The organism is Paramaledivibacter caminithermalis DSM 15212 (assembly GCF_900142245.1).
Classification (GTDB): Bacteria; Bacillota; Clostridia; order Peptostreptococcales; family Caminicellaceae; genus Paramaledivibacter; species Paramaledivibacter caminithermalis.
In genome coordinates, this window is sequence record NZ_FRAG01000009.1 from 26,806 (window position 1) to 45,441 (window position 18,636).

Annotated in this window: 17 protein-coding genes; 16 read left to right on the forward strand and 1 reads right to left on the reverse strand. The window is 30.6% G+C overall.

Annotation, left to right across the window (positions count from 1 at the left end; translation table 11 throughout):
* Window positions 1–213: 213 nt before the first annotated feature.
* Window positions 214–489: a 30S ribosomal protein S20 gene (gene rpsT / locus BUB36_RS05210; protein WP_073147732.1), complete on the reverse strand. Its 276-nt coding sequence runs from the start codon at window positions 487–489 to the stop codon at window positions 214–216.
* A 182-nt stretch (window positions 490–671) separates the two neighbouring features.
* Here rpsT and gpr point away from each other — a divergent pair, with 182 nt between their 5' ends.
* From gpr to BUB36_RS05290, 16 genes are all read left to right on the forward strand, one after another.
* Window positions 672–1,649 carry a GPR endopeptidase gene (gene gpr / locus BUB36_RS05215; protein WP_073147734.1) on the forward strand — a complete coding sequence of 326 codons (978 nt, stop codon included), beginning with the start codon at window positions 672–674 and terminating at the stop codon, window positions 1,647–1,649.
* A gap of 298 nt (window positions 1,650–1,947) precedes the next feature.
* Complete coding sequence (spoIIP, locus tag BUB36_RS05220; RefSeq protein ID WP_073147736.1) at window positions 1,948–3,252, forward strand: stage II sporulation protein P; 1,305 nt, start codon at window positions 1,948–1,950, stop codon at window positions 3,250–3,252.
* A 158-nt stretch (window positions 3,253–3,410) separates the two neighbouring features.
* Window positions 3,411–3,791, forward strand: coding sequence for a hypothetical protein (locus BUB36_RS05225; protein WP_073147738.1), 381 nt, complete (start codon window positions 3,411–3,413; stop codon window positions 3,789–3,791).
* Between the two features lie 305 nt (window positions 3,792–4,096).
* Entirely contained in the window at window positions 4,097–5,905 is a 1,809-nt protein-coding gene (lepA, locus tag BUB36_RS05230; protein ID WP_207550763.1) for a translation elongation factor 4, read from the forward strand.
* Window positions 5,906–6,200: 295 nt separating this feature from the next.
* The gene (gene hemW, locus BUB36_RS05235) at window positions 6,201–7,334 is read left to right on the forward strand and encodes a radical SAM family heme chaperone HemW (RefSeq protein ID WP_084111734.1); all 1,134 of its coding nucleotides are present in this window, start codon (window positions 6,201–6,203) and stop codon (window positions 7,332–7,334) included.
* A gap of 232 nt (window positions 7,335–7,566) precedes the next feature.
* Complete coding sequence (hrcA, locus tag BUB36_RS05240) at window positions 7,567–8,595, forward strand: heat-inducible transcriptional repressor HrcA (protein WP_073147742.1); 1,029 nt, start codon at window positions 7,567–7,569, stop codon at window positions 8,593–8,595.
* A 143-nt stretch (window positions 8,596–8,738) separates the two neighbouring features.
* Window positions 8,739–10,265 (forward strand): TCP-1/cpn60 chaperonin family protein, encoded by a 1,527-nt coding sequence (locus tag BUB36_RS05245; RefSeq protein ID WP_073147744.1) that lies wholly within the window; start codon window positions 8,739–8,741, stop codon window positions 10,263–10,265.
* A gap of 23 nt (window positions 10,266–10,288) precedes the next feature.
* On the forward strand, window positions 10,289–10,900 hold the full coding sequence (gene grpE / locus BUB36_RS05250) for a nucleotide exchange factor GrpE (protein ID WP_084111736.1): 612 nt from the start codon (window positions 10,289–10,291) through the stop codon (window positions 10,898–10,900).
* Window positions 10,901–10,963: 63 nt separating this feature from the next.
* Window positions 10,964–12,805, forward strand: a complete 1,842-nt coding sequence (gene dnaK / locus BUB36_RS05255) for a molecular chaperone DnaK (RefSeq protein WP_073147748.1) — start codon at window positions 10,964–10,966, stop codon at window positions 12,803–12,805.
* Between the two features lie 264 nt (window positions 12,806–13,069).
* A complete protein-coding gene (gene dnaJ, locus BUB36_RS05260) occupies window positions 13,070–14,206 on the forward strand; it encodes a molecular chaperone DnaJ (protein WP_073147750.1) in 1,137 nt (378 codons plus the stop codon).
* 107 nt (window positions 14,207–14,313) lie between these two features.
* Window positions 14,314–15,270: a 50S ribosomal protein L11 methyltransferase gene (gene prmA / locus BUB36_RS05265; protein WP_073147752.1), complete on the forward strand. Its 957-nt coding sequence runs from the start codon at window positions 14,314–14,316 to the stop codon at window positions 15,268–15,270.
* Window positions 15,263–16,021, forward strand: coding sequence for a 16S rRNA (uracil(1498)-N(3))-methyltransferase (locus BUB36_RS05270; protein ID WP_073147754.1), 759 nt, complete (start codon window positions 15,263–15,265; stop codon window positions 16,019–16,021). Before prmA ends, BUB36_RS05270 begins: the two co-directional genes overlap by 8 nt.
* Window positions 16,022–17,326: a tRNA (N(6)-L-threonylcarbamoyladenosine(37)-C(2))-methylthiotransferase MtaB gene (gene mtaB / locus BUB36_RS05275; RefSeq protein ID WP_073147756.1), complete on the forward strand. Its 1,305-nt coding sequence runs from the start codon at window positions 16,022–16,024 to the stop codon at window positions 17,324–17,326. It abuts the gene before it with no gap.
* A 93-nt stretch (window positions 17,327–17,419) separates the two neighbouring features.
* Window positions 17,420–17,761, forward strand: a complete 342-nt coding sequence (locus BUB36_RS05280) for a histidine triad nucleotide-binding protein (protein ID WP_073147758.1) — start codon at window positions 17,420–17,422, stop codon at window positions 17,759–17,761.
* Between the two features lie 141 nt (window positions 17,762–17,902).
* A complete protein-coding gene (gene rpsU, locus BUB36_RS05285) occupies window positions 17,903–18,082 on the forward strand; it encodes a 30S ribosomal protein S21 (RefSeq protein ID WP_073147760.1) in 180 nt (59 codons plus the stop codon).
* Window positions 18,083–18,094: 12 nt separating this feature from the next.
* Window positions 18,095–18,535 carry a GatB/YqeY domain-containing protein gene (locus BUB36_RS05290; protein WP_073147762.1) on the forward strand — a complete coding sequence of 147 codons (441 nt, stop codon included), beginning with the start codon at window positions 18,095–18,097 and terminating at the stop codon, window positions 18,533–18,535.
* Window positions 18,536–18,636 lie beyond the last annotated feature (101 nt).

Below are 18,636 nucleotides of genomic sequence, written 5' to 3' on the forward strand. Positions count from 1 at the left end.
ATTAAAATCCCATAATCTATCTTAGAAACTAGAAATTTTATTTACTAACATAATTATTTAATTGATATTTTGAAATGTAAGAATAAGGTTTAGCTAAGATTTTTTAAATGAGATTTTAAGATAGTAAAATTATATCAAAAAAAGCCAAAAAGCGTACTTAGTACGCTTTTTTGCAGCGGGGTAAACGACGGGTTTTAGGTGAAAATTAGCCAATTATATAGCAGCTTCTTTAAGTTGCTGTAATTTTTTTGCTAATTTTGAAATTTTTCTAGCAGCATTATTCTTATGAATAGTGTTTTTTGCAGCTGCTTGACAGATTTTCTTTTCAGCGTAACGGAATTTTTCAGTAGCTAAATTAACATCACCAGCTTCTACTGCTTCATTAAATCTTCTGATAGCAGTTTTCATAATTGATTTAGTTATTCTATTTCGCTGAGTTTTTTTATTTATAACCTTTATTCTTTTCTTAGCAGATTTAATATTAGCCAATATTTTCACCCCCTCGTTTTCTGTTTAACACGTGTAATTTTACCATGTATAGAACTAAATTGCAAGAAAAATATTTAACATTATATTATATTTCCAAAACATATAATAAATATTCTTTTTGTATATATTTAAAGATTTAATGAGAAAATAATATTTATAAAAATAAAATTTGGAGGTGTTCTATGTTTCAAGTTAGAACCGATTTGGCAGTTGAAGCAAGGGAATTATACAAAGAAAATAAAAGACAAGAAATACCAGGGGTTGAAGTTGAAAAGTCGCAGGTAGAGGATGCTATTGAAATAACGAGGGTTAAAATAATAGATGAAAAAGGAAGCCAGTTGATGGGAAGACCTAAAGGCAGCTATATAACTATAGAAGCTAGAGGACTTAAAAGTGCAGATGCAGATCTTAAGGATAGTGTCAGCAAAGTTATGGCAAAGGAGTTAGTTCGATTACTACCTAAAAAGAAGGGATTAAGCACTTTTGTTGTTGGGTTAGGTAATTGGGATGTAACTCCAGATGCATTAGGACCAGAAGTAGTTTCAAAGATACTTGTAACAAGGCATCTATTTAAAATGTATAAAAAAACCGAAGATCCCACGATGTCATCTGTAAGTGCTATTACACCAGGCGTTATGGGGACAACTGGTATAGAAACCAGTGATATTATACAGGGGATTATACAAAAATCAAAGCCTGATTTAGTTATTGCCATAGATGCATTAGCATCAAGAAAAATGGAAAGAGTAAGTACAACTATACAGATTTCAACTACTGGTATTAGTCCAGGATCAGGAGTTGGAAATTTAAGAAAACAATTAAATGAAGAGACCCTTGGAGTACCTGTGATTGCTATTGGAGTACCTACAGTTGTAGATGCAGCTACTATGACTAATGATACAATTAGTATGGTAATAAAGGCTTTAAAGAGTCATTCTAAAAAGGGATCGGATTTTTTCAATATTTTAGATGACATGAAGGATAACGAAAAATATGCCTTGATTAAAGAGGTATTAGAACCATATGGAGCAAATGTTATAGTAACTACTAAAGAAATAGATAAAATTATAATTGATATATCCCAGATTATTGCAAATGGTATTAATATAGCTTTGCATCCTGGAATAGATTTAAAAGATGTCAACAGATATATTAACTAATTTAACCCCACAAGCTAGTTTCTATCGCAGGAGTTCTAATATTTCCTTTTCGCTCATGTAATAAACCTGTTTTTTTATATTATTTTAAAAAGGTAAAAACAAGTTTATAGAAATCACTCAAATGAAATATTAAAACTCCCTAATGTATTTTAAAACCCAAAAATTTAATTAACTATTATGAAGGAGTTAATTTAAATCATATAAGCTTTTATATAGACATATAATAGAATGTGGACAGCTTTATGAACTGAATTATAATAATTCAACTCAATGAAAAAGGGAAGCGAGGGGGCATTAGATGAATAATAATAATAATAATAAGAAATATGATATTATAAGCTTTTTATTAGTATTAATTACTTTTATGATGATATTATTATCTATCAACATTTTTTTTATTAATAATAGAGTAATTATTGCTAAAGCTGAAAACACATCAAATAAAGATGGTAATAAAATAGAAAAAACAAAGGAAAATCTTTTTATACATATTATTAATAAATCGATGTCTATACTTGAGATTAACTATAAAGAAAATGGTGGAAAGGATACAGGTTCCCTTGTTAAGGATTACTTGGGTAAAGTAGTAGATTTGAATTATAAGAAGCCTAAATCATTAATAAAAGCCCAAATCCCCTTACTTAAAGATGTGGAAAGTGATATAGATACTAGAGTAAGCTTAAATAGTGATGAAGATTATGATACTCGAGATATATATATTGCTGAAGAAAATATTAATAAACCAGCAAATAATGAATCTTATGGTTTTGAGTCATACAAAGAAAATAATCTTTATGAAGGGGATATCCAGATAATAAATCTTAATGATGAAAATGAAAATCAAGATGGTATAAACACTAATAAAGAAAAGCAGGGATCAACAAATAAAATTGAGATTATAAGTACTCCAGTTCCGCCTCCTAAAAAAATAGAACATCCTATGAATAAACCATTGATTTTTATTTATCATACCCATGGAACAGAATCATATAAGCCAGAAACGATAGGGAACTATCATTCACTTAATAGAAAATATACTGTTATTCGAGTAGGAGAACTAATGAAAGAAAATCTTGAGAATTATGGATTCGGAGTTATCCATGACGATACAATACATGATCATCCTTCTTATCAAGGATCATATAGTCGGTCATTAGATACATTAAATAAAAATTTAAAGGCTAATCCTAGTTTAAAGGTTATCTTTGATATACACAGGGATGGAATAAATAAAATTGATGAGTTAGAAGCCGCTAGCTATGAGGGAATAAGACGGGAGAGTTATACAGAAATAAATGGAGAAAAGGTTGCCACATATTCTATTGTTATTGGTGGGGGCAATGAAAATGTGGAGGAATTAAAGAGATTTGCATATTATATAAAAGCTATTAGTGATGAAATGTACCCTGGGTTTGCTACAAAAATAATAATAAAACAATCTAAAGCTTTTAAATATAAACTTAATCAATATAAATCAGATTATTATGCCTTGTTTGAAATAGGAAGTAACGCAAATACTATAGAAGAAGCAGAAAGGGCAGCAAAGTATTTAAGTAAAGTTATTAATCAAGCTTTAAAAAGATTTGTAACAATAAATAATTAGATATAGCTATTTAGAAATAATTTGTTTATGGGCTGTCTTTTTGGTTGCTTTTTAAATAATAAGTTAATCGAAATTAAAAATTCTCCATGTCATTGAGTTTTTTACTGTTTTATAGAATAAAAAAAAATCATATGTCAAAAATACTAATGGTGAGGAGAATGAGTAGAGTAGAGCGAAAAAAAATTAAGAAAGAAAACAAAATAAAGAGAATACAGAATTTTTTGATAGGTATACTATCTTTTTTATTTTTGATTACTTTATTATATACAGGAATAATTGTTGTAGACGAGACAAATCGTGCAATGATGTGGATGGATGAGTCACATTTTTTAAGCTATAGTAAGCTTGATGAAAAAAATATGGAAGTTATTTTTTGTGGTGATAAATATTTAGTGAATATTGAAAAAATAAGCATATTAGGGTCTTATATTAAGGGAAAAATGAAATATGGAATTAACAACGTTATAAAATTTGCCCATGATAAAGGAAAAGTAGTAACTGAATTAGTAGATAACGTATTTAATAATAAAATAAAGTGAATATAAATACTAGATGGTTAGTCCAAACTATTTCCAGCGTAATATTGAAACTCATTTTATATACTTATAAGAACGACCTTAAAACTTGCAACTTAGAATTTGTAATTATCAAAGCTACTAATTATGATTATTCTGTACTACTACATATTATTATGATATAATTTATAAAGATTATTTAACTGTGGAAATTGCATAATATATGTGGTGTGTCCCAATAGATTTTAAAACTATACATATGGGATAGTTTTTTCGGAAGGGAATTATGCAATTTGCTTAACTGCTTAACAAGGGAGGAAATAGTATACATGCTGGAAAATCGCCAGAGTAAGATACGAAATTTCTGTATAATTGCGCATATAGATCATGGGAAATCTACCTTAGCTGATAGATTGATTGAAAAGACTGGTCTTCTTACAGAAAGGGAGATGAAGGATCAAATATTAGATACAATGGATTTAGAAAGAGAAAGAGGAATAACCATAAAGCTTCAAGCCTCTAGGTTAGTTTATAAAAAAAATGGAAAAGAATATATTCTAAATCTAATCGATACACCTGGACATGTAGATTTCAACTATGAAGTTTCACGAAGCCTAGCTGCATGTGAAGGTGCTATTTTAGTTGTAGATGCAACTCAAGGGGTGGAAGCTCAAACCTTAGCAAATGTGTATCTAGCTGTTGAGCAGGACTTGGAAATTGTTCCTGTAATAAATAAAATTGATTTGCCCAGTGCAAGACCTGATGAAGTGAAAAAAGAAATTGAAGATGTTATTGGGATTGAAGCCCATCATGCTCCCCTAATATCGGCAAAGGAAGGCTTGAATATTGAAGACGTTTTAGAGGCTATTGTAGAGTATATCCCATCTCCTGAAGGAGACGAAGAAGCTTCTTTAAAGGCTCTTATTTTTGATTCCTATTATGACAGCTATAAAGGTGCAGTTGCCTATGTAAGAATTAAACAAGGCTCTGTAAAGCGTGGAGATAAAATAATGATGATGTCTTCTGGAAAGACCTTTGAAGTCAATGAAGTGGGTGTTTTTGCTCCAGGACCAAGACCTATAGATATGTTACAAGCTGGTGATGTTGGATATATTACTGCAAGTATTAAAGACGTGAAAAACTGTAGAGTAGGAGATACAATAACAAATGCAAATGACCCATGTGATAAAGCTTTACCTGGATATAAGAAAGCTACACCCATGGTTTACTGCGGTATATATCCAGCAGAGGGAGAAAAGGTTGAAAATATTAGAGATGCTTTAGAAAAACTTCAATTAAATGATGCAGCCCTTGAATTTGAACCAGAAACTTCTGTTGCATTGGGATTTGGCTTTAGGTGTGGATTCTTAGGATTACTTCATATGGAGATTATTCAACAAAGATTGGATAGAGAATTTGATTTAGATATTATTACAACATCTCCTGGTGTTATTTACAAAGTTACAAAGACTAATGGAGAAGTTTTAATGATTCAAAACCCTACTAATTTACCTGACCAAAGTGAAATTCTATATATGGAGGAACCCATAGTTGATGCGAAAATAATGGTTCCTAACGACTATGTAGGAAATGTTATGGAGCTTTGCCAAGAAAGAAGAGGTATTATGCTTAATATGGAATACATTGATGATAGAAGACTTATAATGAATTACGAACTGCCACTTAATGAAGTAATATATGATTTCTTCGATGCTCTTAAATCTAAAACCAGAGGTTATGGTTCATTGGATTATGAATTTAAAAAATATGTAAAATCTGACTTGGTTAAAATGGATATACTATTGAATAAAGAAGTTATCGACGCTTTTTCCCTTATAGTCCATGAAAGCAAAGCATATTCTAGGGGTCGTGTTATTTGTGAGAGGCTAAGGGAAGTAATTCCAAGGCATATGTTTGCTATACCGATTCAAGCATCTATAGGAAACAAGGTTATTGCACGTGAAACAATACGAGCCTTAAGGAAAGATGTATTGGCTAAATGTTATGGTGGAGATATATCCCGTAAGAGAAAGCTATTAGAAAAACAAAAAGAAGGTAAGAAGAAAATGAGACAGCTTGGAAGCGTTGAAGTTCCACAAGAAGCTTTTTTATCTGTATTAAAATATGATGAAAAATAGTCACTTATGGTCACCTGCTATAGATATTCCAGTAAAACACTTAATTTATTCACATCAAAAATCCTCAAGAACTCTGGATGTTTTGATATGAATAAATTAAGTTTTACTATTGGAAATCTATATAGGTGACTAAATTTATTACAAGTAAAATTTTTTATTATAATTTTTTATTTTTAAGACCTAAAAGAAAGACCTAAGTTTTTTAATCTCAATCTCTAATTAAAAGACCCACCATAAAGGGAATTTTAATCTAACAAAGCGTCGTAAGGCGTCTTTGTCTTCAGAAGGTGATAATGTGAAAGAAATAGGATTATATGTGCATATTCCATTTTGTATTAAAAAGTGTAAATATTGTGATTTTATTTCCTATAGGCAAAATAACAGTATGATAGATTCATACGTCACTGCTTTAACGAAGGAATTAAGTATGCACAAAAATACCTTAAGGGATTATAAAATAAAAACAGTTTTTATCGGGGGAGGAACCCCATCTATATTAGATATAAATAAACTTGATATAATTATAAATCAAATCCATAAAAACTTTGATATAAATAGTAGAGCAGAGGTCACAATAGAATGTAATCCAGGCACATTGACAAAAGAAAAATTAAAATTCTATAAAAACATAGGTATTAATAGATTAAGCATAGGGCTTCAAAGTTTCAATAATGAAATTCTAAAATTCATTGGTAGAATTCATTCAAAGGAAGATTTTATTGATAATTATAATAAAGCAAGAAATGCAGGATTTGAAAATATAAATATTGATTTGATTTATGGGTTACCCAATCAAGATATGAAGGATTGGGAAGGTACACTTAAAGAAGTAATTAAATTAAAGCCTGAACATGTATCAGCCTATTCCTTAAAGATTGAAGAAGGAACAGTCCTTTATAGACTGCTCGACGAGAAAAAATTGAACTTGCCAAGTGATGAAGAAGATAGAGATATGTATCATTTTGCAATCGACCTTTTAAATGAAAATAGGATTAGGCAGTATGAAATATCAAATTTTTCAAAAAATGGTTACGAATGTATGCACAATTTGATTTATTGGAATAATGAAGAATATTTAGGTGTTGGAGTGTCTGCACATTCATATTTGAATCAGAAAAGATTTTCTAATACTAATGATATAAATGAATATATAAATTTTATAAATCGTGGAGAATTGCCTATTCAAATGGAAGAGTATAAAAATAAAGAAGATGAGATAACCGAGACAATATTTCTTACACTTCGTCTAAATAAAGGATTAGATTTGATGAAATTTCATGATAGATTTCAAGTTTCTATACTAGATATATATGGAGATAAGATTAGAAAACTAATTGACTTAGGACTTTTAACGATAAAGGGAAATCATATAAGGCTAACAAGCTATGGCATGGATGTTTCTAATCAAGTTTTTGTAGAATTTCTTTAGACAGTAATTGGTGTTATTTTATCCAAAGCTTATAGATAGCTTTTATGGACTATATAACCGCTTGATACAATGATATTAGAAGGTGATTTACAACCAATTAACCAATGATTGTGAATTTTACATTGTAAAAATACAAAAAATATTATTGACAAAATTGAAATTAAGTGTTAACTTAAAATCAAGAAAGTTTAGCACTCACTTTAAGAGAGTGCTAACAATGGAGAGTGGTAATATGACTTTAGTTGAAAGAAAACTAAAAATATTACAGGCAATTATAAATGATTTTATTTCTACAGCTCAACCAATTGGTTCAAGGACTATAGCCAAAAAATATGATTTAGGTATTAGTTCGGCTACAATAAGAAACGAAATGTCTGATTTAGAGGAATTAGGATATTTAGTTCAGCCCCATACATCGGCTGGTAGGATACCATCGGATCTAGGGTATAGGCTTTATGTTGATAGCTTAATGAAGAAATATGAGCTAGAAAATAGACAAAAGAAAATTATTAAAGATTTATTACTAAGCCAAATAGTAGAAATAGATGATGTGATAAAAAATACTTCAAGAATATTGTCTCAGATTACTAAATTAACCTCTATCAGTTTATCTCCTCAGTTTAAAAGCAGCAGGCTTAAAAATATAAAATTAGTTCAAGTTGACAATGATAAAGTTTTATTAGTTTTGGTTTCTAATACAGGCATAGTTAAAAATGCTATTTTAAGGATAAATAATGTTTCACAAGGCGTATTAAATAAGGTATCAAATCTTTTACAGGATAAGCTAAGTGGAAAAACTATTGCAGATTTAGATGATAAGATTAAAGATAAAATTAAGAATGAATTAATCGATTATAGCTCTACAATAGATACAATATTATTAAAACTTGACAATTGTCTTGTAGATATGAATGAAAGTGAGATTTATCTAGAAGGAATAACTAACATATTTAATTTACCAGAGTATACTGATATAAACAAAGCTAAAAAATTTATATCTATTATGGAAAAAAAGGATTTAATGTATGAAATATTAAAGAATGATAAAAGCGATAATATTTGCATAAGAATAGGAAATGAAAACGAGATTGATGATATAAAGGATTGTAGTATTGTAACAGCAACATATAGATTGAATGGAAAAATAATTGGTAAAATTGGAGTTATAGGTCCAACTAGAATGGATTATTCAAGGATTACTGCTGTTTTGGAATATTTGACAAATATATTATCTAATAATGTTGAGGATATTTTACCTTAAGTATTTTAATTCATCAAGCTAGTTTTTATGATAGTATTTTTAAATTTTATGACTATAAAAAAGATTGTTTTTTTATCTCATATATTTAGATTCACTTGGTTAATAGAGAGAACCCTATAGCTAACGTATGAAAGGATAAAAATATGAATAATAATGATAACGAATTTAATAAAACTGAATTCAGGTTATCAGCGTTGAAGAATAATGTTAAAGCTATTAATACCATTGCTTCATCAATAGAAGGAACCCTTGGACCAAGGGGCATGGACTGCATGATAGTAGATGATTATGGAAATGCTATTATTACCAATGATGGAGTAACAATTTTAAGTGAGATAAGTGCATCTCATCCTGCCGCTAGATTATTGATTAATACTGTAATGAGTCAGGAAAGGGAAGTTGGGGATGGCACTACTACTTTGACTATATTGGCAGGTACACTACTCAGTTCAGCTTTGAAGGTTGCTGAAATGGGTGTACCTATACATAAAATTATTGAGGGAATAAAAAAAGGTATTCGAAAGGCTGTTGAAATAGTTGAAAAAGAAAAAATAATGATAACAGAAACTAATTACTATTTACTCAAAAGAGTTGCATATATTTCTGCTAGAGAAGATGAGGAAATTTCAAATTTAATTTATAAATCTGCTAAAATAGTTGGCAATGATATATTAAATAGCAATAATTTTAGACTTGCTGATTGTGTTGAAGCTATTGAGAGTACACAAAACCAAGTGTTTAGTGGAGTGATTATAGATAAAAAAACACTAAATTATTTTGAAGATTATACACTTAGTGATGCTAAGATTATGGTATTGGATGATTCTTTAGATATAGATGAAGAGAGAAAAAAACTATTATCAACTGAAGCAGGAGTAAATAATTATCTTGAAAATGTAGAAATTTTAAAGTCTTGGGCAGAAAAGATTGTTCAGATGAAGGTTAATTTACTTTTATGTGATGGTACAGTTAATCCTGTGGTAATGCAAATACTTTCAGATGGAAATGTTTTTGTTGTCCATAGGGTTTTAAATAGTCAGCTACAAAAGGCGGCAAAACATAGTGGCTGTAAATTAATTAGAAAATCTGCTCTTAATAAGAGTGTGACAAATTTGAACAGCTGCTGTGGAAATGCAGATAAAGTAATATATGATGCAGAAAAAGAACAAATATTAATTCAGGATGGACATGGTAAACCTTATTCTACTATAATTATATCTGCATCTACAGGAGAAGTAACTAGAGAAAGGGAAAGAATAGCTAAAGATGCTGCATCGTCCCTTCAGTTTTCTATTAAATATGGAATTGTCCCAGGAGGTGGGGCTTTAGAGATTTACATTTCTAATTTACTAAAAAAGTATAGAGAAGAAATAATGGGTATGGAAAAATACGGATTGGACTGTGTTATAGAAGCATTAAAAAAACCCTTTCTTCAAATGGTTGACAATAGTGGATTTAATTCATTAGAAGTTTTAGAAAAAGTAATAGCTGAGGCAAAAAAAGGAGAAAGCAATTTTATATCCATAGATTTTCAGAGTGGTGATATAAAAGAAATGTTAAAAGAGGAAATTTTTGATCCAGCCTATGTCAAAACTAGTGCATTTAAAAAAGCTGGTGAGATAGCCGAAGCTATACTTAAAATAAATTTAATAATAAAGGGAAAAAGCTAAGATTAATTAGGTGGGTGATGAAAATGGAGAAAGCAGTAAATGAGAAGGAATTACATACAAAAGAGAATAGTGATGAGGAAATCATTGACCAAGAAGAAATCAACAGCAATTTAGATGCTGTAAAAGAACAAAATGAAAATCAATCTGAAGAAGAAACAAATAATACGAAAGTCGAAGAAAAGGCTGAAGATATAGATAATCTTAAAAATCAGCTTGAAGATTACAAGAATAAATTCACGAGACTTTCAGCAGATTTTCAGAACTATAAAAGAAGGATAGAAAAAGAAAAAAGTGATATATATAAATTTGGAAGTGAAAAAATAGTAGTCGATATTTTACCTGTTATAGATAATTTTGAGAGAGCAATAAAAGCTGCAAAAGACAATGATAAAGAAACAGATGGACTTCTTGATGGAATTGAAATGATATTTAGCCAATTGGTTGATGTTTTGAAAAAACATGGAGTTGAAGAAATAGATGCTTTTGAAAAAGAATTTGATCCAAATTTACATCATGCTGTTATGCAGGAAGAAGCTTCAGATAGAGAATCAAATATCGTTACTGAAGTATTTCAAAAAGGATATACTTTAAATTCTAAGGTTATAAGGCCAAGTATGGTAAAGGTATCAAAATAATATAATAGATTATGAAAAATAATTTGATAAAAAAATATACATTTGGTTAAGGAGGAAAAGAACATGGGAAAGGTTATAGGAATTGATTTAGGTACAACAAACTCATGTGTATCAGTTCTAGAAGGAGGAGAGCCAGTAGTTATACCTAATGCCGAAGGAAATAGAACTACCCCCTCTATAGTTGCATTTACAAAAAATGGTGAAAGATTAGTAGGTGAGACTGCAAAAAGACAGGCAATAACAAATCCCGATAGAACAATTATTTCAATTAAAAGACATATGGGTACAGATTATAAGACAAAAATAGATGATAAAGAGTATACACCACAAGAAATTTCTGCGATGATATTAATGAAGCTAAAGGCTGATGCAGAAAGTTACTTAGGAGAAAAAGTTACAGATGCAGTTATTACTGTACCTGCATATTTTACAGATAGCCAAAGACAGGCTACTAAAGATGCTGGTAAGATAGCAGGATTAAATGTTAGAAGAATTATCAATGAACCTACTGCTGCTTCACTAGCCTATGGTATTGATAAAGAAGAAGAAAATCAAAAAATATTAGTATTTGATTTAGGTGGAGGAACCTTTGATGTATCAATACTTGAACTTGGTGATGGAGTATTTGAAGTTTTAGCAACTAATGGTAATAACAATCTTGGTGGAGATGATTTTGATGAAGTTATTATAAATTACCTAGCAGAAGAATTTAAGAAGGAGCATGGAATAGATTTACGAGCAGACAATATGTCATTACAAAGACTTAAGGATGCTGCTGAAAAAGCAAAAAAAGAATTATCTTCTGTTCAAACCACTAATATTAATTTACCATTTATCACTGCTTCAGCATCTGGTCCACTTCATTTAAATATTGATTTATCAAGAGCTAAGTTTGAACAATTATCTGCTCATTTAGTAGAAGCTACTCTAGAGCCTACTAGAAAAGCTTTAAATGATGCGGGGCTTTCGCCTTCAGATATAAATAGAGTCATTTTAGTTGGAGGTTCAACGAGAATACCAGCAGTTCAAAAAGCTATTAAGAATATTTTGAATAAAGACCCATATAAAGGAGTAAATCCTGATGAATGTGTTGCTATTGGGGCTGCAATTCAAGCAGGTGTTTTAACAGGTGAAGTAAAGGATTTATTATTGCTTGATGTTACGCCTTTATCATTAGGTATTGAAACTTTAGGTGGAGTATTTACAAAGCTTATTGAAAGGAATACAACTATACCTACTAAGAAAAGTCAAATATTTTCAACTGCTGCTGATAACCAAACTGCTGTTGATATCCATGTCCTTCAAGGTGAAAGACAGATGGCAAAGGATAATACGACTCTTGGAAGATTCCAGCTTACAGGAATTCCGCCAGCACCAAGGGGAGTTCCTCAAATTGAAGTTACCTTTGATATTGATTCTAATGGTATAGTACATGTTTCAGCAAAGGATTTAGGAACTGGTAAAGAGCAAAATATTACTATTACAGCATCTACTAACCTTTCAGAAGAAGAAATAGAAAGGAAAATAAAAGAAGCAGAAAAGTTTGCAGAAGAAGATAAAAAGAAAAAAGAAGGAATTGAGGCTAGAAATAAAGCTGATTCATTAGTATATGAAACTGAGAAAGCATTAAAGGAATATGGGGATAAGGTTTCAGCTGATGAAAAATCAAAAATAGAAGAAAAACTACAAGCTTTGAAGAAAGCTTTAGAAGGAGATAATACAGAAGAAATTAATAAAGCAACAGAGGAGCTTACAAATGCATTCCATGGATTAGCTCAGCAGATGTATCAAGGTGCTGCTCAGGCTAGTGCACAAGCTGGAGATCAGGCTCCAAATGATGAAAAAGCCAAGGATGATAATGTTGTAGATGCAGATTATGAAGTTGTAGATGATGAAGACAAGTAGAGATAAGGCACCCAAAAGGGTGCCTCAGGCTGTTGACAAAAGCCCAATTTCTGCGTTGCTGCCAAAATTTCCGTTGCTCACTTGCCATCTTAGCAAGCTCCGCTACTCAATTTTGGCGTGCCTTGAACTTGGACTTTTTTCAAAGCCTGTCATCTTGTAGACTTTGTCTACAATCTGAGGCACCCAAAAGGGTGCCTTAAGACTGATAGATTGTATTTTATATTTATAAATACTCACCAACCATAAAAGAAAGGCGGTAGCTATGTGAGTAAGAGAGATTATTATGAAATATTAGGTGTAGATAGAAATGCTGATGAAGCAACTTTAAAAAAAGCATATAGAAAGCTAGCTATGAAATATCATCCCGATAGAAATCCTGATAATAAAGAAGCAGAACAAAAATTCAAAGAAATAAATGAAGCTTATGAAGTACTAAGTGATAAGGAAAAAAGATCAATGTATGATCAGTTTGGTCATGCAGGAGTAAATGGCAATGGTCAAGGAGGCTTTAGCGGAGGATTTTCAGGTTTTGGAGGCTTTGAAGATATTTTTGGTGATATTTTTGATATGTTTGGAGGAGGATTTTCATCGGGTAAAAGAAAGAATAGGCCTCAGAAGGGTCCTGATATAAAAGTTCAAGTAGACCTATCCTTTAAAGATGCAGCTTTTGGTATTGAGAAGGACATTGAGGTGTCTAGATATGAAGAATGTAAGAAATGTCATGGTACAGGAGCTAAACCTGGTACTAATAAAAGAACATGTCATAAATGTGGAGGTACTGGAGAAGTAAGATATACTCAAAGAACACCTCTAGGATCATTTGTAAATGTGAGAACATGTGATGCCTGTCATGGAGAAGGAACTATAATTGATAAGCCATGTGAAGAATGTAATGGACAAGGTAATGTTAGAAAGAGAAGAAAAATCAGTGTAAAAATTCCTGCTGGCGTTGATAATGGCTCAGTCATAACCCTTAGAGGAGAAGGCGATCCTGGAATCAAAGGAGGACCTCCAGGGGACTTATATATAGTAGTTAGAGTAATTCCACATAAAATCTTCAAAAGAGATGGCTATGATATTATTTGTGAAATTCCAATTACATTTGTTCAAGCTGCTTTGGGTGATGAAATAGTGGTGCCTACATTGGATGGAAAGGTTAAATACAATATACCAGAAGGGACACAGAGTGGGACAGTGTTTAGATTGAAGGGTAAAGGTGTTCATGTACTCAATGGCAATGGAAGAGGAGATCAATACGTAAAAGTAGTAGTAGATATTCCTAAGAGATTAAATGAAGAGCAGAAGAGGATACTGAAACAATTTGCTGAGGTTATGGGAGAGGATGTTCACGAACAAAGAAAGTCATTTTTCGATAAGGTTAAAGATGTTTTTGGCAGGTAAAGGTTATAAATCACCTAGTTTACTAGGTGATTTATTTAATTTTCTTTGTAATACTTATTTGGTTAGGGTATAATAATTTTGAAAAAGCTAGTCATGGAGGGTTTAGAATGAAATGGTACGAAGTTAAAATAAAGACTACAAGTGAGTTGGTAGATCTAGTATGTGATATTCTTTATGATGTGGGTGTTGGTGGAGTAGTTATTGAAGATCCAAATGACTTAATTATTAATATGAAGGAAGAAACAAGTTGGGATTATTTTGATATAAACTCATTAGATATTGACTATGAAGGGGCAGTAGTAAAGGGATATCTTCCAGAAAGTGAAGACCTGTTAGATAAGATTGAGTTAATAAAGCAAAATGTAAATAATCTTTCAAAGGAAAAGGGAGACAATAAATTAAATCAAGTAACTACTGCTGAAGTATATGAAGAGGATTGGGCAAATTCATGGAAGAAATATTATAAGCCTAAGAAAATTGGTCAAAGAGTTGTTGTGAAGCCAACATGGGAATATTATATAGCTGAAGAGAATGAAGTAGTAATTGAATTGGATCCAGGAATGGCCTTTGGGACAGGAACCCATGAAACTACAACTATGTGTACAAGATTATTAGAAAAAAATATCAAAAAAGACAGTACTGTATATGATATTGGTTGTGGTAGTGGTATTCTCTCCATAATAGCTGCTAAGCTCGGAGCAAAAGAAGTAATTGGGGTGGATATTGATGAGGTGGCCTATAAGGTTTCAAAGGCAAATGTTCAAATAAATCATGTAGAAAATATTGTTGATGTAAGACATGGGAATTTAATGGATGTTATTGATGGAAAAGCAGATATTATTGTTGCTAATATTATTGCAGATATTATAAAAATATTAGCTAAGGATATAACTAAATTTATGAAGCCTAGTTCAAAATTTATTGCATCTGGAATTATTTTAGATAAAGTAGATGATGTAACTGGGGTACTAGAAGATAATGGCTTAGAAGTAATGTGCGTTGAAAAACTTGGAGAGTGGGTAGCTATAGTATCACAATTGGGAGCTGAAAATAAAGATGAATAGATTTTTTGTGAATAAGCATAATATTTTGGAAGAAGAAGATAAGATAATAATAAATAATTTGGAAGATATAAAACATATTACTAAAGTATTAAGGTTAACAATCGGTGATAAAATTGAAATATGCAATATGGAAAATATAGATTATATTGTTTCAATTTCTAGGCTTGATAAAAGGTTGATAGAGTGTAAAATAGATAAAAAATACAATTCAAATACCGAATCTTTTTTAGAAATAGTACTATTTCAAGCTATTCCCAAATCAAGTAAAATGGACCTAATTATACAAAAAAATACTGAAATAGGAGTAAGAAGAATAGTTCCAGTTATTTCTGAAAGATGTGTTGTTAAAATAAAGGACAAGTCCTTGGAAATGAAAAAAATAGATAGATGGCAAAAAATAGCAGTTGAAGCTTCAAAACAATGCAAGAGAGGATTTATACCAAGTATTGATGATATCATTGAAATTAAAGATATCGGTAGTTTTTGTGAAGATCTTGATATGGTTATAATTCCATATGAAGAAGAGAAAAATAGAGGTATAAAAGAAGTTATTAGAAGCAAGGATAATATTAAAAAAATAGGAATAATTATTGGTCCAGAAGGTGGTTTTACAAAAGAAGAAATACTGGAAATAGAAAATCTAGGAGGACTATCAGTAAGTCTTGGCCCAAGAATACTTAGAACAGAAACTGCTGGTTTAGTGGCTACTAGCATAATTATGTATGAATTAGGAGACCTAGGAGGTAAATAAGTGAAGAAGGTATCTTTTTATACTTTAGGATGTAAGGTGAATCAGTATGATACAGAAGCCATGATTGAGATTTTTGAAAAAAATAATTATGAAGTGGTTGAAAATAATGAAAAAGCAGATGTATATGTAATAAATACATGCACTGTAACAAATCTTGGAGATAGGAAATCAAGACAATTTATAAGAAGATCAAGAAAGAATAATCCAAAGGCTGTTATTGTAGTTGTAGGCTGTTATGCTCAAATAGCTTCTGAAGAAGTGATGGCTATAGAAGGTGTAAATCTTGTTTTAGGAACTAATGAAAGAAGTAGGATTGTTGAATTGGTTGAATCTATTAACGAATATGACAAAATAAATTATGTTGATAATATTATGGATGTAAAAGAGTTCGAAGAACTGGAGATAGATAAGGTAAAGGGGAAAACAAGGGCCTTTCTAAAAATACAAGAGGGCTGCAATCAATTCTGTTCCTATTGCATAATACCATATGCTAGAGGACCTATAAGGAGTAGAAAACCCGAGAATATTATAGCTGAAGTTAATAGGCTTTCTGAAAATGGATTTAAAGAAATAGTCCTTACAGGTATTCATATAGCTTCCTATGGTAAGGATTTAAAAGAGGCTTCTCTTTTAGATATTATAAAGGATGTTCATAAAGTAGAAGGTATTGAAAGAATTAGACTTAGTTCTGTAGAACCTACATTACTTACATATGATTTTATCAAAGAAATTAAGGCACTTCCAAAGTTTTGTCCCCATCTACATATTTCATTACAAAGTGGATGTGATGAAACACTAAAAAGAATGAATAGAAAATATAGCACTGAGGAATATAGAAAAATTGTAGAAAATTTACGTAGAGAGATACCAGATATAGCAATAACTACTGACATAATCGTAGGCTTTCCTGGAGAAACCGATGGAGAATTTGAGTGTACATATAATTTTATTAAGGAAATGGCTTTTAGTCAAATTCATGTTTTTAAGTATTCACCAAGGAAAGGCACACCTGCAGCAAAATTTGAAAACCAAATAAGGGGAGATATAAAAAGTATAAGAAGTGAAAAGATGATAAAACTAGGAAATGAATTAATGAATTCCTATATGAATAAATTTATTGATAAAAAGTTAAATGTTCTATTTGAAGATTATTACGATAAGAAAAAAAGCACTATTGAAGGGTTGACAACTAATTATATAAGAGTGGTTGCTGAAGGCAAGGAAGATTTTATTGGTAGAATTATTAAAACAAAGATGAGGGAAATTAAAAATGATATTATGTTTGGAGAAATAATAGATGAGTGAGGAAATTGTATATTATTCGATAAATAATACATTGTTAGCAGGAATTTTGTTTTATATGTTGAAATATATAAGTTAGCAAAGGAGGTGCTTGAATTGGACTGCATTTTTTGTAAAATAGCGCAAAAAGAGATACCAGCTGAAGTTATATACGAAGATGATAAACTGCTTGCTTTTAAGGATATTTCTCCTGCTGCTCCAGTGCATATATTATTTATCCCTAAGGAACATATAGAATCAGCTAACTTTTTAGATGATAAGCATAAAGATTTAATAGGACATATATTTCTTAAAATAAAGGAAATAGCAGAAAAATTAAATATAGAAGATAAAGGCTATAGAATAGTTAATAATTGTGGTGAGTTTGGAGGACAAACCGTTAATCATTTACATTTTCATTTAATAGCAGGTAGGCAAATGCAATGGCCTCCAGGTTAAGAGTTATTGAAAAAATGTTGAAATGTTTATAATATTAATGTATAATAGCTAAGTACACGAGTACTCCTCTGTGATTTATAGTCTATAGAAACTATAAACACAGCAACACTGTATTATATCAGAGGAGGGGGGGAAGTATAGATGTCAAAGGTAAAAGTAAAAGATAATGAATCAATAGATCATGCACTTAGAAGATTTAAGAGAGAATGTTCTAAATCTGGGGTTATGTCTGAAGTTAAAAAAAGAAGACATTACGAGAAACCAAGTGTAAAACGTAAAAAGAAAGCAGAAGCTGCAAGAAGAAAGAAAAAAAGATTCTAAAGAGGTGAGGTCATGTCCCTCAAGGATAAATTGATGCAGGATTTAAAATCTGCTATGAAGGAAAAGAATAAGATTAAAAAATCTGTTATTACCTTGATAAGATCAGCTATAAAACAGTATGAAGTTGATAATAGAACAGAAATTAATGATGAGGGTATTATTGAGTTAATAGCAAAACAATTAAAGCAGAGAAAGGATGCCCTTGAAGAGTTTAAAAAAGGCAATAGATTAGATTTAGTAGAAGAAGCTAAAAAGGAAATAGAAATTCTTTTAAGCTATCTCCCTAAGCAGCTTTCTGAAGAAGAAGTAAGGACAATCGTTAAGGAAACCATTGAAGAATTAGGAGTACAAGGGCCTAAGGAAATGGGTAAGGTTATGGGAGTACTAATGCCTAAGCTAAAAGGAAAAGCCGATGGGAAATTAGTATCCAAAATAGTGAAGGAATTACTATAATAAGTAAACTGCCTATATATTTTTATAGGCAGTTTTAGATTGTTCCCTTAAAGGCCAATGTTGAATGTTATATTCAACATTTTTTTTATTCAAGTCTATTT